Annotated in this window: 12 protein-coding genes; 3 read left to right on the plus strand and 9 right to left on the minus strand. The window is 39.1% G+C overall.

The annotated features are described in order from the left end of the window. Positions 1-6: 6 nt before the first annotated feature. From pepV to EL087_RS06095, 5 genes are all read right to left on the minus strand, one after another. Complete coding sequence (pepV, locus tag EL087_RS06075) at positions 7-1,407, minus strand: dipeptidase PepV (protein ID WP_126407479.1); 1,401 nt, start codon at positions 1,405-1,407, stop codon at positions 7-9. Positions 1,408-1,426: 19 nt separating this feature from the next. Then, positions 1,427-2,032, minus strand: coding sequence for a nitroreductase family protein (locus tag EL087_RS06080; RefSeq protein WP_126407481.1), 606 nt, complete (start codon positions 2,030-2,032; stop codon positions 1,427-1,429). A 106-nt stretch (positions 2,033-2,138) separates the two neighbouring features. Beyond that, positions 2,139-3,938, minus strand: a complete 1,800-nt coding sequence (gene uvrC, locus EL087_RS06085) for an excinuclease ABC subunit UvrC (RefSeq protein WP_126407483.1) — start codon at positions 3,936-3,938, stop codon at positions 2,139-2,141. Between the two features lie 151 nt (positions 3,939-4,089). After that, the gene (gene ptsP, locus EL087_RS06090; protein ID WP_003036105.1) at positions 4,090-5,823 is read right to left on the minus strand and encodes a phosphoenolpyruvate--protein phosphotransferase; all 1,734 of its coding nucleotides are present in this window, start codon (positions 5,821-5,823) and stop codon (positions 4,090-4,092) included. Position 5,824: 1 nt separating this feature from the next. Next, complete coding sequence (locus EL087_RS06095; protein ID WP_003023815.1) at positions 5,825-6,088, minus strand: phosphocarrier protein HPr; 264 nt, start codon at positions 6,086-6,088, stop codon at positions 5,825-5,827. Between the two features lie 397 nt (positions 6,089-6,485). Between EL087_RS06095 and nrdH the strand changes: the two genes are divergently transcribed. From nrdH to nrdF, 3 genes are all read left to right on the plus strand, one after another. Then, complete coding sequence (gene nrdH / locus EL087_RS06100) at positions 6,486-6,704, plus strand: glutaredoxin-like protein NrdH (protein WP_126407485.1); 219 nt, start codon at positions 6,486-6,488, stop codon at positions 6,702-6,704. Positions 6,705-6,958: 254 nt separating this feature from the next. Continuing rightward, positions 6,959-9,118 (plus strand): class 1b ribonucleoside-diphosphate reductase subunit alpha, encoded by a 2,160-nt coding sequence (gene nrdE / locus EL087_RS06105; RefSeq protein ID WP_126407487.1) that lies wholly within the window; start codon positions 6,959-6,961, stop codon positions 9,116-9,118. Positions 9,119-9,208: 90 nt separating this feature from the next. Continuing rightward, positions 9,209-10,168 (plus strand): class 1b ribonucleoside-diphosphate reductase subunit beta, encoded by a 960-nt coding sequence (gene nrdF, locus EL087_RS06110; protein ID WP_126407490.1) that lies wholly within the window; start codon positions 9,209-9,211, stop codon positions 10,166-10,168. A gap of 130 nt (positions 10,169-10,298) precedes the next feature. Here the strand turns inward: nrdF and EL087_RS06115 are convergent, their stop codons facing one another. The 4 genes from EL087_RS06115 to EL087_RS06130 form a co-directional block, all read right to left on the minus strand. Next, positions 10,299-11,000: a CPBP family intramembrane glutamic endopeptidase gene (locus EL087_RS06115; protein ID WP_126407492.1), complete on the minus strand. Its 702-nt coding sequence runs from the start codon at positions 10,998-11,000 to the stop codon at positions 10,299-10,301. A gap of 323 nt (positions 11,001-11,323) precedes the next feature. Continuing rightward, positions 11,324-12,025, minus strand: coding sequence for a DUF3169 family protein (locus EL087_RS06120; RefSeq protein ID WP_126407494.1), 702 nt, complete (start codon positions 12,023-12,025; stop codon positions 11,324-11,326). After that, positions 12,015-12,242, minus strand: a complete 228-nt coding sequence (locus EL087_RS06125; RefSeq protein ID WP_126407496.1) for a helix-turn-helix transcriptional regulator — start codon at positions 12,240-12,242, stop codon at positions 12,015-12,017. Before EL087_RS06125 ends, EL087_RS06120 begins: the two co-directional genes overlap by 11 nt. A 190-nt stretch (positions 12,243-12,432) precedes the next feature. After that, on the minus strand, positions 12,433-14,532 hold the full coding sequence (locus tag EL087_RS06130; RefSeq protein ID WP_126407498.1) for a C69 family dipeptidase: 2,100 nt from the start codon (positions 14,530-14,532) through the stop codon (positions 12,433-12,435). Positions 14,533-14,558 lie beyond the last annotated feature (26 nt).

A 14,558-nucleotide genomic window follows, 5' to 3' on the forward strand; every position in this document is an offset into this window, starting at 1 on the left:
CGTCCTTTATTTAATCAATTCATAGATTGCCTCAGCATAAATAGCTGCTGCACGAAAAAGATCTTCTACATCTATAAATTCATTTGCTTGGTGCATGGTATCTGTATAGCCTGGGAACATAGCACCATAAGCAACACCGCGTTTCAAGAGACGACCAAACGTTCCTCCACCAATGATTTGCTCATAACCTTTCAGACCTGTTTGTTTTTCATACACGTCCAAAAGCGTTGTCACAAGTGGATCTTCCATTGGAACATAGTGAGGAACATGCTCGTGCTCGGACAATGTCACTTTCTCTACAGGCAAGTTTTCCAATTTAGATTTGATTACTTCTGGATTGGTTCCTAGTGGATAGCGGAAATTAAGGGCAATGGTGTTGTCATCACTTGCCTCATCAAAGCGGAAGACTCCTGCATTCATAGAAAGAGCACCCATTTTTTCATCTACATAATCTACTTTCAGAGCTTTTCCTGCATGGTCTTCTAAAAGAATGTTCCCAGCCACTTCAAGATAATCCTTAGCAGAACCTGCAAAGTCAAACTGGGTCAAGAATTTCGCCAAATAAGTCGCGCCATTGACACCAGATTGTGGAGAAGCTCCGTGGGCGGATTTCCCAACAATCGTAACTGTTAATTGACCACTCGGTAATTCTTGGTATTCAAATCGAAGTTCGTGTTCCTTTGCAAATTCGTCCAATTTATCTACAAGATTTGGCACATTTCCTGATACCACTGCTGTTGCAGATTCAGGAACCATATTTTCACGAAGTCCGCCAGTAAAGCTATGCAAGCGCGCAGCTCCGCTATTTTCCCCTGCAAAATGAAGATATTCGGTGATATTTCCTTTTTCACCATTGATAATTGGAAATTCTGCGTCTGGTGAAAAACCAAAATCTGGCTCTGGCAAACCAACGTGTTTGAAATAATAGTCCATATCAGCCCATCCAGATTCTTCATCTGTACCAACTACAAAACGAACCTTCTTAGATGTCGGCAAACCTAATTCTTTGATAATCTTCAGTCCATAATAGCAAGCCATCGTTGGCCCTTTGTCATCACTCGCACCACGCGCAAATAATTTACCATCCTTGATAGTTGGTGTATACGGATCCGTATCCCAGCCGCTTCCAGCCGGCACAACATCCATATGCGCAAAAATTCCAAGCACTTCTTTTCCTTCGCCATATTCAAAATGCCCTGCATAATTGTCCACATTCTTTGTTGGATAACCATCACGCGCAGCTAGTTCTAAGAATTTTTCCAAAGCCTTAACAGGTCCAGGCCCAAAAGGATGTTTTTTATCTGCTTTCATGTCATCTCGCTCGGAGTTAATTTCCAAAAGGCTAAACAAGTCAGCCAATAGAGCATCGCGACGTTTTTCAACTTCTGCTTTAAAATCAATCGTCATAAAATCAGATTCCTTTCTATCAACGTTTTTCAATAATCTCATCCACTGGCAAACGATAACTTGGCTCCAGTTTGTCGTCTGTGTAACCAACGGTAATTAAAAGTTCTGGACGGAAGCGTTCATCAATATCTAGCACTTGATTGGCTTTTGATTTATCAAATCCAAGGATAATATTAGAACCAATTCCTTGGTCGGTCAAAGCCAAAACAAGATTCATTGCCACCAGACCAGCATTTAAAGCCAAATAATCGCTTTTTTGCTGCTCAGAATAATGCCCATATTCAACTGGTAAATTTTGCATATAATATTGCAACAATTCGTCGGACATATTATTGACCCCAGCCACACGAGCAATTTTCCGAGCGCGTTTAACTAAGTCTGTATCTGTAAAAAGAGCAATCGTCACAGGTGCTTCTGTGATTTGGTCTTTGTTTGCACCGAAAGCAATCTCAGCCAACTCTGCATTTTTCTCACGAACAACTACAAATTTCCAAGGCTGGCTATTGTGAGCACTTGGCGCTAAAGTTGCAATTTCAATCGCCGTCCGCACATCTTTCGGATCAACTGCTTTATCATTGAAATGCTTCGTTGCATGACGCTTTTTATTTAATTCAAGAAATTTCATAAGGACTTTCCTTTTCTTATTATACTAATTTCATTTTACCATAAATTGGAAGAGCTTGCAGAGGTTTTTCACGAGAAATAGTCTGATGAACTTGCTTCCCTAAAATCTAGGAGTTGGTTATCTTTTTATCTGTAGATTTGCTCAATTTCTCCTGCACGGCCTCTGCCACTTTTCGCGGTACACCCACTTCGACAATTTCATCCACGCTGGCTTTCTTGATGTTGGTCAAAGATTTAAAATGTCGCATCAAATTTTGCTTGCGTTTGGGCCCCAGTCCTTCAATGCCATCTAGTTGTGATGAGAAGGAATTCTTAGACCGGAGCTGGCGATGGAAGGTAATGGCAAAGCGGTGGACTTCATCTTGGATGCGTTGCAAAAGGAAAAATTCCTGTGAATTGCGAGATAATTCGACCACTTTCAAAGGATCGCCAAAGAGCAATTCATGAGTCTGATGCTTGTCGTTCTTTTGCAAACCAGCGATAGGAATATCTAACCCTAATTGATTTTGAATGACGTCTTTAGCAATGTTGACTTGACCCTGACCACCATCAATGACAATAAGATCAGGCGGTATTAAACCATCTCGCATGACTCGGCTATAGCGGCGCTTAATCACTTCTCGCATACTAGCATAGTCATCTGGACCGACAACTGTCTTAATCTTATACTTGCGATAATCCTTTTTGCTGGGTTTCCCATTGATAAAGACCACCATAGCTGAAACAGGACTGGTTCCCATAATATTGGAATTATCAAAGGACTCAATCCGAACTGGGGTGGGAATATTGAGCAACTGACCTAGATTTTCAATAGCTCCTTGCGTTTTTTCAACAGATTTCTCCAACAAATCAAACTTCTGCTGCAAACTAACTTGCGCATTTTTAATAGCCAAATTAACCAACTGTTTCTTCTCTCCTCGCTGAGGTTTGAGAATCTTCGTATCTACCACAGCCTGAACAGCTACATCATCAATATCAGACGGAATCAAAATTTCATTGGGAATCAGATGAGATTTTTCCTGATAAAATTGACCAATATAGGTCAGAAAATCCTCATCGGGATCATTGTAGTAAGGAAACATATTCACGTCTCGCTCAATGAGTTTTCCTTGACGGACAAAGAACACCTGCACACATATCCAGCCTTTGTCTACATAATAACCAAAGACATCCCGATTCTGCAAATCCTTCGCCATGACTCGTTGTTTAGTGCGAAGCGTCGCAATGCTTTGAAGCAAGTCGCGGTACTCAGCCGCTTTTTCAAACTCCATTTTCTCAGCCGCACTAGTCATTTTCCTTTTCAGCTCATCAATAATCTTATCATCATGCCCTTTGAGAAAGTCTGATACTTCTTGAGCCATATCTTGAAAAAAATGTGGTTCATTATGGCAGATAGTGTGAGCTCGGCACTGCCCGATGTGGTAGTAGAAACAAACCTTCTCAGGCGGATTAGTGCATTTGCGAAAAGGGAAAATTCGATCCAGCAGGCGCTTAATTTCATTGGCAGCACCTACATCAGGATAAGGACCAAAGTAGAGCCCCCCATCCTTTTTGACCTGACGCGTAATAATTAGACGCGGATATGTCTCATTGGTAATTTTGATAAAAGGGTAGGACTTATCATCCTTGAGCATGATATTGTACTTAGGCTGATTTTCCTTGATGAGATTGATTTCAAGCAGCAAAGCTTCAATGTTAGACTCCGTGACAATAAACTCAAAATCCTCAATCTCAGATACCAGCGCTTCGGTCTTAGTATCATGGCTCCCACGAAAATAAGAGCGCACCCGATTGCGCAAATTCTTAGCCTTACCTACGTAAATAATGGTACCATTTTTATCTTTGTGAATATAGCAACCTGGACTGGTTGGCAGCAATTCTAATTTTGATTTAATCAAGTTATTCATAATTATCATTATAGCAAAAATGAGCAAAAGGAAGTAAAAAGGAACACAGAAAGCCTAAATGATTTGCAATATAAAGAAAGAGGACAACAACGCCCTCTTTCAATAACTGAGATTCCAATTGTCTTAATTGACAATGGTCTTCGTTTCGATATTATTCAAAATCAAGATATTCTTTTTCAAGTTCAAGAACTTCTTCCATCGTTGCACATTCTGTAAGAGCACGTTGAGCGAGTTCTTGCATCTTCTTCGTATCCAATTTCTTCATCAAGCTACGTGTACGAAGAACAGATGTTGCACTCATTGAGAACTCATCCAGACCGATACCAACTAGAAGCGGAACAGCAGTTTGATCGCCTGCCATTTCACCACACATACCAGCCCACTTACCTTCAGCGTGAGCAGCTTTGACCACTCGATCCACTAAGCGAAGGATAGAAGGGTTGTATGGTTGGTACAAGTAAGAAACTTGTTCATTCATACGGTCAGCAGCCATTGTGTATTGAATCAAGTCATTGGTACCAATTGAGAAGAAGTCAACTTCTTTTGCAAATTGGTCAGCAAGCATTGCTGCCGCTGGAATTTCAATCATGATACCAACTTGAATATTGTCCGCAACTGCCACACCCTCTGCAAGCAATTTAGCTTTTTCTTCTTCCAAAATGCCTTTTGCAGCACGGAATTCAGTCAACAAAGCAACCATTGGGAACATGATACGCAATTGTCCATGCACAGATGCACGCAAAAGTGCACGTAATTGTGTGCGGAACATTGCATTTCCTGTTTCAGAAATAGAAATACGAAGAGCACGGAATCCAAGGAACGGATTCATTTCTTTTGGCAAATCAAAGTAAGGAAGTTCTTTGTCTCCACCGATGTCCATTGTACGGACAACAACTGGTTTGCCATTCATTCCTTCCAAGACAGCCTTATAAGCTTCATACTGCTCATCTTCTGTTGGGAAATCTTGCGAATCCATATAAAGAAACTCAGTACGGTAAAGCCCGACAGCTTCTGCGCCATTTGCATTCACACCTTCGACATCTTTAGGTGTACCGATATTTGCAGCCAGTTCAAAATGTTTTCCGTCAGCTGTTACTGTTTCAGCATCTTTCAGCAAATCCCATTCAGCTTTTTGCTTTGCATAGGCTTCACCCGCTGCTTTAAAGGTTGCAACTTGTTCTTCTGTTGGATTGATAATAACCTCACCAGTAATTCCATTCACGGCAACTGTATCACCGTCTTTTACTAATTCGGTAATGTTATTTGTTCCAAGAACCGCAGCAATTTCAAGAGTACGAGCCATAATAGCTGAGTGACTTGTACGTCCACCAATGTTGGTTACAAAAGCTTTAACAAAGTTTTTATCTAATTGAGCGGTATCAGAAGGAGTCAAGTCATGGGCAATCACAACTACTTCTTCATTAATCATAGCAGGGTTTGGCAAGCGTACACCAAGCAAGTGAGCCAACACACGTTTGGTCACGTCGCGAATATCTGCCGCACGTTCTTGCATGTATGGATTATCTTCCATATTTTCAAAGAGAGTGATGAACATATCTGTTACTTCTTTCAGACCTGCTTCAGCATTCACTTTTTTTGCACGAATTGTTTCTTTAATCTGACCAATCATTTCTGGGTCAGAAAGTACCATTAAATGAGCATCAAATACTTGAGCTGCTTCTTCTCCAAGGCTTTCTACTGCTTTCTCACGGATAACAGAAAGCTCGTTCTGTGAAGCTTCAAGAGCTACATCCAAACGAGCCTCTTCTGCATTTGTATCTTCGACTGAAGCAGTCTCAAATGATAAATCCGGTTGAACGAGTAGATATGCCTTAGCAACAGCAACACCGTCAGATGCTGCAATTCCTTTTAGCATTTCTGTCATGTTAAGCCAATCCTTCTTTTGTCATTGTTTCTGCGATTGCTACAATTGCATCATCAGCGTCTGCACCTTCTGCAGTAATTGTTACATCAGCCCCTTGACCAACACCAAGGCTCATAACACCCATGATTGATTTAAGGTTTACTGATTTACCTTTGTATTCAAGAGTAATATCTGAAGCAAATTTGCTAGCAGTTTGAACTAACAAAGTTGCTGGACGTGCGTGAATACCTGTTTCTGCCACAATGTGGAAATCTTTAGAAGCCATAGTTTGACTCTCCTTTAATGTAATCTTTTTGGGGTCTCATGTGATAACCCTTACAATTCTAGATTATAACATCTTTGTAAAATTTTTTCAAGAATTTTATGTGTATTCAGCAAGTCTTTTTTATGAGAATTACTGAAATTTCATTAAAACGAGATTTTCACTATCCAATTGATTGATACATTTTCAATCCACTATTCGCCAAGGAAAACTTAATCTAATGATGCCAAAAATAGGACTTCATTCTGTCTTTTTCCTTTTTCAAGAAAACACTATATCTAGTATCATGGTATTTAAAACCCCAAAACAAAACACAATATTTAGAACATAATAGTTGACAAAATTCCCTGCTTTGGATATACTAATTCCATACTGAATTTAAAGAAATTAGGAGTTCATTATGGTAACTATTTACTCAAAAAACAATTGCGTGCAGTGCAAAATGACAAAACGCTTCTTAGACACTAACCATGTGGAATATCGTGAAATCAATTTGGACGAACAGACTGAATACATCGATCATGTGAAAAGCTTAGGCTTTAATGCTGCTCCAGTCGTTCAAACTCCAACGGAAGCATTTTCCGGTTTTCAACCTGGTAAATTAAAAAAATTATCATAATTTATGACATGTACCTAATGGGAGAAATGGTTAAAACTGCGATAACTAGACAAGACCTTCTCCGTTCACTTTTTATACTCGGAAGAGTACCTTTGATGAAAACTTTGTTTTCTTCGTTCACCACCTCAACACTTTTCAAAACTGTTGAGTAACTTTGTGGGGTGAGACTACGAACTAAAATTTTCAATTTTTAGTTCTTGCCCACCCCTCTTTCTTTTGCCAATAGCAAATCTAGTATTTAGAAAAGGAACACTATGGGACTCAAACAATTAGAAGATGTGACGTATTTCCGTCTCAATAATGAAATCAACCGTCCAATCAACGGACAGATTATGCTTCACAAAGATAAGGAAGCCTTGGAAGCATTCTTTAAAGAAAATGTTGAACCAAATACGAAAAAATTCTCTTCTATCACAGAAAAAATTCACTATTTAATTCAAGAAAACTATTTAGAAAAAGAATTCATCCAGCTTTATTCACCTGAATACATCGAAGAGCTAGCCAGCTTCATTCATGAACAAGATTTTCATTTTAAATCTTTCATGGCAGCTTATAAATTCTATAATCAATATGCTCTCAAAACAAATGATGGTGAATATTACCTTGAAAGCATGGAAGACCGCGTTCTTTTCAATGCGCTCTATTTTGCCGACGGTGATGAAGCAATTGCCAAAGATATTGCCAATGAAATCATTCATCAACGGTATCAACCAGCAACTCCAAGTTTCTTGAATGCCGGACGTGCTAGGCGTGGTGAATTAGTTTCTTGTTTCTTGATTCAAGTCACTGATGATATGAATTCAATCGGTCGTTCTATCAATTCAGCTCTGCAATTATCTCGGATTGGCGGTGGCGTTGGGATTTCCCTCAGTAACCTGCGGGAAGCGGGTGCCCCTATCAAAGGTTATGAAGGAGCTGCTTCTGGTGTGGTACCAGTTATGAAGCTCTTCGAAGACAGTTTTTCGTACTCTAATCAATTAGGTCAACGTCAGGGAGCCGGTGTTGTTTATCTCAACGTTTTTCACCCAGATATTATCGCTTTTCTTTCAACTAAGAAAGAGAATGCCGATGAAAAAGTACGAGTAAAAACCCTTTCTTTAGGTGTTGTCATTCCAGATAAATTTTATGAATTAGCTCGCAAGAATGAAGAAATGTACCTTTTCAGTCCGTATTCTATCGAACGGGAGTATGGCATTCCATTTGCCTACATTGACATTACCGAAAAATATGACGAATTGGTTGCCAATCCTAAGATTAGTAAAACGAAGATTAAAGCTCGTGATTTAGAAACTGAAATTTCCAAGTTGCAGCAGGAATCTGGCTATCCTTATGTAGTTAATATCGATACTGCTAATCGTGCGAATCCAGTAGACGGCAAGATTATCATGAGCAATCTTTGCTCCGAAATCCTGCAAGTCCAAGAACCAAGCCTCTTGAATGACGCTCAAGAATTCGTTCGTTTAGGAACAGATGTTTCTTGCAATCTCGGCTCTACCAATGTGGTTAATATGATGACTTCGCCAGATTTTGGTAAGTCTATCCGTACCATGACGCGGGCGCTGACATTTGTTACAGACAGTTCTCACATCAAAGCTGTTCCGACTATTGATCATGGCAATAGCTTAGCTCACACTTTTGGGCTAGGTGCCATGGGCTTGCACAGTTATCTGGCTCAACAATTGATTGAATACGGATCAGCTGAATCTGTTGAGTTTACCAGCATTTACTTTATGCTCATGAATTATTGGACACTTGTTGAGTCCAATAATATTGCCCGCGAGCGCGGGGTGGTTTTCCATAACTTTGAAAAGTCTGATTATGCAAATGGTTCATACTTCGACAAATATGTAACTGGTGAATTTGTACCTAAATCTGACCGAGTTAAAAAACTCTTTGAAAATATCTTTATCCCTTCTGCTAAAGACTGGGCAGACTTGAGAGATAAGGTCATGACGGACGGCCTTTATCACCAGAATCGCTTAGCTGTTGCACCGAATGGCTCTATCAGCTATATCAATGATGTCTCTGCTTCTATCCACCCTATTACGCAACGCATCGAAGAACGACAAGAAAAGAAAATCGGAAAAATCTACTATCCAGCAGCTGGTCTATCAACTGAGACGATTCCTTACTACACCAGCGCTTATGATATGGATATGCGTAAAGTCATTGACGTTTATGCAGCAGCTACTGAGCACGTAGATCAAGGATTATCTCTGACCCTCTTTATGCGCAGCGACATTCCACAAGGACTCTACGAATGGAAAACTGAAAGCAAACAAACCACGCGCGACCTGTCTATCCTGCGCAACTATGCCTTTAACAAGGGCATCAAATCAATCTATTATGTCCGTACCTTTACAGATGACGGCGGTGAAGTCGGAGCCAACCAGTGCGAGAGCTGCGTGATTTAACGAGATTTAAAATTTCTAAAAGCCTTTCAGAACAAATTTAAACTATCTGTAAACAATAAGAATCAACTGGAATAAAAGAAAGTAATCAACATGAAAACCTATTATAAAGCCATAAACTGGAATGCCATTGAAGATGTCATTGACAAATCTACTTGGGAAAAACTGACCGAGCAGTTCTGGCTCGATACACGAATCCCCCTCTCCAACGATTTGGACGACTGGAGAAAATTATCACCTGAAGAAAAAGACCTTGTTGGTAAGGTCTTCGGCGGATTAACATTATTGGATACGATGCAATCCCAATCAGGTGTCGAAGCTATCCGAGGAGATATTCGCACACCTCATGAAGAGGCTGTGTTGAATAACATCCAATTCATGGAGTCTGTTCACGCTAAGTCGTATTCATCTATTTTCTCAACCCTTAACACGAAATCAGAAATTGACGAAATTTTTGAATGGACCAATACAAATCCTTATTTGCAAAAGAAAGCAGAAATTATCAACGAGATTTACCTTAATGGAAATGCTCTTGAAAAGAAGGTTGCTAGTGTCTTTTTAGAAACCTTCCTCTTCTACTCTGGTTTCTTTACTCCGCTCTACTATCTTGGAAATAACAAATTAGCCAATGTAGCTGAAATCATCAAATTGATTATCCGCGATGAATCTGTCCACGGAACGTATATTGGCTATAAATTCCAATTAGGCTTTAACGAATTACCAGAAGAAGAGCAAGAAACATTCCAAGAGTGGATGTACGACCTGCTCTACACCCTCTATGAAAATGAGGAAGGCTACACAGAAACCTTATATGACGGTGTCGGCTGGACAGAAGAAGTCAAAACTTTCCTTCGTTATAATGCTAATAAAGCTCTCATGAATCTTGGTCAAGACCCACTTTTCCCTGACACGGCTGATGACGTCAATCCGATTGTCATGAATGGTATTTCAACCGGAACTTCTAACCACGACTTCTTTTCTCAAGTCGGAAACGGTTATCTTCTTGGTGAAGTTGAAGCCATGCAAGATGATGATTACAATTACGGGTTATAAAATATCAATTAACAAAAATAACATCTAATAACACAAAAACACGAATGAAGCAAGACCAGCAAGTAGCTGAAACTAAAATCGTTCGTGTTTTTATTATATTATTGTAAATGATTGTACTATTTTTACATCGCTATCGAAACATCGCAAACAGCATAACGAGAGCTGCTGGTGTGTTGTTTAAAATATGCACAGCTATTGAATCTTTCAGATTTCCTCGACGTGCAAAGGCAGCATAAAGCACTAATCCCATGGCAAAATAAAGTGGAAACTCTGTCCATTTTGAAATATGAGGAAGTGCAAAAATGATAGATGTTATGATGGCTGCTGATATTTTTTGATCTTTCTCAAAGAAAAAGATTGTCGCGAAACCACGGAATACTAATTCTTCAATCACCGGAGCTATTATTGCAACAGTTACTACATATAACAGAGCAAAAAAGATATGATTAACAGACATAATTTTTCCTAGACTTTGTAAAGCACTATCGTTACTGGTCGTACTTTGCCCTGTTAAAAAGATGTTTAGATAAGTTCCTAAAACCGCTACTACTCTTGCTGCTAAAAAGAACAACAATGCGTTCCCAAAATCTCCCCAAGAAAATGACAGGACTTTGATATCCTCTGAGACATGTGTCTGGTATCTCCTCCATAAAGTGCGGATAGCAAAAAACATGAGCACAAGGTAGGCTAACACCAGTAAAATTTCTATATACACGGGCAAATCTTGCCCTCTAGCTAGAAACAACATAGGAATGCCATTGATAGCCATGACTAACACAATTAGTCCCAATAATTTTACAATTCCAAGTCCAATATGGGCTATTTTTTTCATTAAAATTCTCCTCGTATAACTAGTTATGTTTCATAAGATTGGGACAGAACTTATCTTGAAAAATTTAAGTTCGTAGTCCCACTCCCGCAAGGTTGAAGCTGAGACAAAAGTGCTCGGCTTCCTTTGTTTATTAAAACGCAGTGGTTGAGTGGACTCTAATACGTTGATAAATCAACTTTTACAGTCCTACTCAACCGTGCGGAGGTGGGACGATGAAATCAAGTTTCTACGAAACTACTGATTTCTGTCCCACTCTCAATCACCTACCATGTCATTCACTTATCACTAAATGGGATAGAGGCAGAGATACTTTTTGACTAGCCTTATTTAAAGTATTTCTTTATCATAGAAATATTTACTACATTGATGTAAAGGTGGATAAAGACCACGATTGCAATAGGAAGGTATTGAACTTCACGTAACAGAAGCGAAATAGTGAACAGGAGGATGTAAAGCGCTGGCAAAATGAATTGATTCAATTGAAAAAGAATCTTAAAGCTCTGCTCATAATGTGCTTCTCTTTCTGCTTCATCATAGATCTTCATCAAGGCTAAAACATCTTCGGGAAATGTAACGATTGGCAATTTAAAATGGCGAACCTGCTCAATTGTATTTTGGAGACAATATTGTCCATATAGGATAAAAGCAAGTGCTACATAAGGAAATAAACTGCCTGTAATCAAAACACTATTTTTAGTAATGAATACATTAAATGATGTTAGTATATCAAAAATCGTCAAGATTGTCACAACGTCTAATAAAATAGTACCATATTCCAGATTTTTGAATATCTTCTGATAAAGTTGTTCATTTAATTCATCTCCATTTGTTGACTGCTTTTGAATTGTTCGACTAGACTGTAGTAAATAAATCGTCATACAGAATAAAAGCAGATTGAGCACACGAATAATCCAACCCCAAAGTATGCTATTTAAAAAGATTGGAAAATGGAAATTTCCGAGCCAACTACTTGCTACAAAAATTCCTAGCAAAACACTCACTACTAGTAAACTATTAATTTTCATCTATTTTGTCATCGCTATTCTCCTTTAGATAAAATATATTTTCTACGTTTTCACCAAAAATATGTGCAATCTTTAAGGCAATGATGACAGACGGAGCATACTCTCCCCGCTCAATCAAACTGACGGTTTGTCGAGAAACTCCTGCTTTTTTAGCCAACTCTGTTTGATTCAACCTATCTCGCGCTCGAAATTCTTTTAATCGATTTTCCAGCTTCATATGCTCCTCTCCTTTCATCTCTATTGTAATTCATCTACGTCATTTTGACAACTATTATTGTCAAAAAAATAACATTATCATTGTCAATTTAATGTAGGAATTTATCCAATTCATATAAAAATCCCCCAAAATTAGTTTGTGCCTAACTTTGAGGGAATTCTTCAAACTGATGCTGATTTTCTTGCTTCAACTAGTCATCATTCTTTTTTGAACGTTTTGCTAAGATAAAGATGACAACTCCTAAAATGACAATTCCTACTAAACCAAGGAAGGTTACTTTTTCACCAGTTGACGGAAGGAAGCCACGTTTATTTTGTTTTGGTGCTTCTTTGACAACTTTGTAATTTACTTTGTAAGTAGAGAAGTGTGTTGTTTTAAAGCTAATCGTTTGATCTTTGTTGAGAACAAAATCAAATTTTTCTGCTTGCTTGCCGTCTTTCATAGCATAAACAGATTCCACCGTAGCACCTTGCTTCACTGGCACTGTCACTACTGTTGAACTGACTTGTGATACTGTTTCGCCTTTTGGATTGGTCAAGGTAATGTCATAGCTGTCTGCGTTTTCTTCAATCGTCTTTTTAACTGCTAATTTGAGATTAGCTTTCACCAAATCTGCATTTTGCAAGCGAACACCCGTGGCTGTATCCACTAAGGTATCAGAAGTTTCGCTTGGGTTAGGTTTTTCAGTATCCGATGAACTAGATGTAGACGTTTCATTTGTACTTGACGAAGATTGAGATTGAGATGTAGACGAAGTGGAAGATGTGGTTGAAGATGACTCACTTGTACTTGAAGATGGTTCTGAGCTAGAGCTTGGTGGCGTTTGCTCATTTTTAATCTTTTCTTCCATTTCAGCTTCTAGAGCTTTCATTTCTTTAAAGACTTCCTCTGCACGCGCCATACTAGACGCAGTCACTTCTTCTGACGAAGCTCCACCTGCAGCTGCGTATTGTTCATCTAATTTGGCTTGTTCTTCAATCAATCGTGCTTCCAAAGCTTTCCATTTTTCTTGAATGCTATTGCCAAATAATTTTTGATGCTTGGCTGCCATATCGTAAATGTGTGACGCAACCCAGTACCAAGAATCTTTGTCATATTTCGTTGTATCAACTTGATAAGCAGCATAAGTATTGTTGATATTTCCATAGTATGGCAAGTATGGTGCAAATCGAGGACTACCAACAGAAAGCCACATTGTGCCACCACCCATGCTAGCAGGGATATTATCTTTCAATTGGAAAATGTGTGCTTCCATTACGTTTGGGTTGCCAAGCGGATATTTATAGACTGGATCTACTTTTCCACGTTGAGGAATGCCTTTACCGTCTAATTCCATTTGATCAAGGGGCTTAAATGGCGTTCCTTCAAAACGGTTCCGCTGCATCCGCATCACATCTGCAACGCTGATTTTTTTATTGCTAGATTGCAACAAATCAAAATATTTATCATCATAATTGACTGGTGCGTCTGGGTTCAAAGCCTTAATACCAGCCCAAGCCCGTGAACGATCAGCTTCTGCCATTGGCGGATTGTAAGATTGGGAAATATGGAATTTACCATCGATTTCCTTATAAGAATTAGCATCACGCGCTACTTTTTCCACATTTTCTGAAGCAATGACATTTTCCTTGTCATTAAAATCAACACTTCCTAAGAAGAAGGTATTAGGGAAAATACTGTATTTATCATCTGGATATTTAATGGCAACATATTGATGACCAGACAAGATTTCCATGTACCAGACACCTGTCTTATCTGCAATTGTCACAATGTTCCCTTCAGCAGCTCCTTGCTTTCTGACAATTTCTGCGATGAGCTCCACACCTTCACGAGCTGTTTTGACATGTGGCAAGACAACCGTTGTCATAATGGATTCTGCTAAACCTTTTTCCACATAAGGATCAACTTTCTGGATAGCTTTATTCGCCTTAGCTGATACTGTAGCAGAAATGGAAACTCCATGCTCATTAAAACCAACTTCGTCAAAAATACCTTCTTTTGGTGTAACATCCGAAACAGAAGTATATTTATAGCTATGTGCGGGTAATTGCCATTCAAAGCCATTGGCTTCATCAATCAGCTTTTCTCCCGCTTGGTTGTCCTTGGCTGGATGAACTTTAAAGATTTTGTTATGATTAGGCTCCAAATCCTCTGTACGACCATACAAAGTAGAGCCGTCTGCCGTCAAGTTCTTCCCGACAATGAAACCTGTACAGGCTTCTACTGCTTGAAAAGGAAAGAGCATAAGAGCAGATAACAGAATTGTTAAGCGAAAAATCAATTTTTTCATATATTTCTCCTTTTATGATTGCATGT

Origin of the sequence: Streptococcus milleri (genome assembly GCF_900636525.1) — a bacterium.
GTDB classification, from domain to species: domain Bacteria; phylum Bacillota; class Bacilli; order Lactobacillales; family Streptococcaceae; genus Streptococcus; species Streptococcus hominis.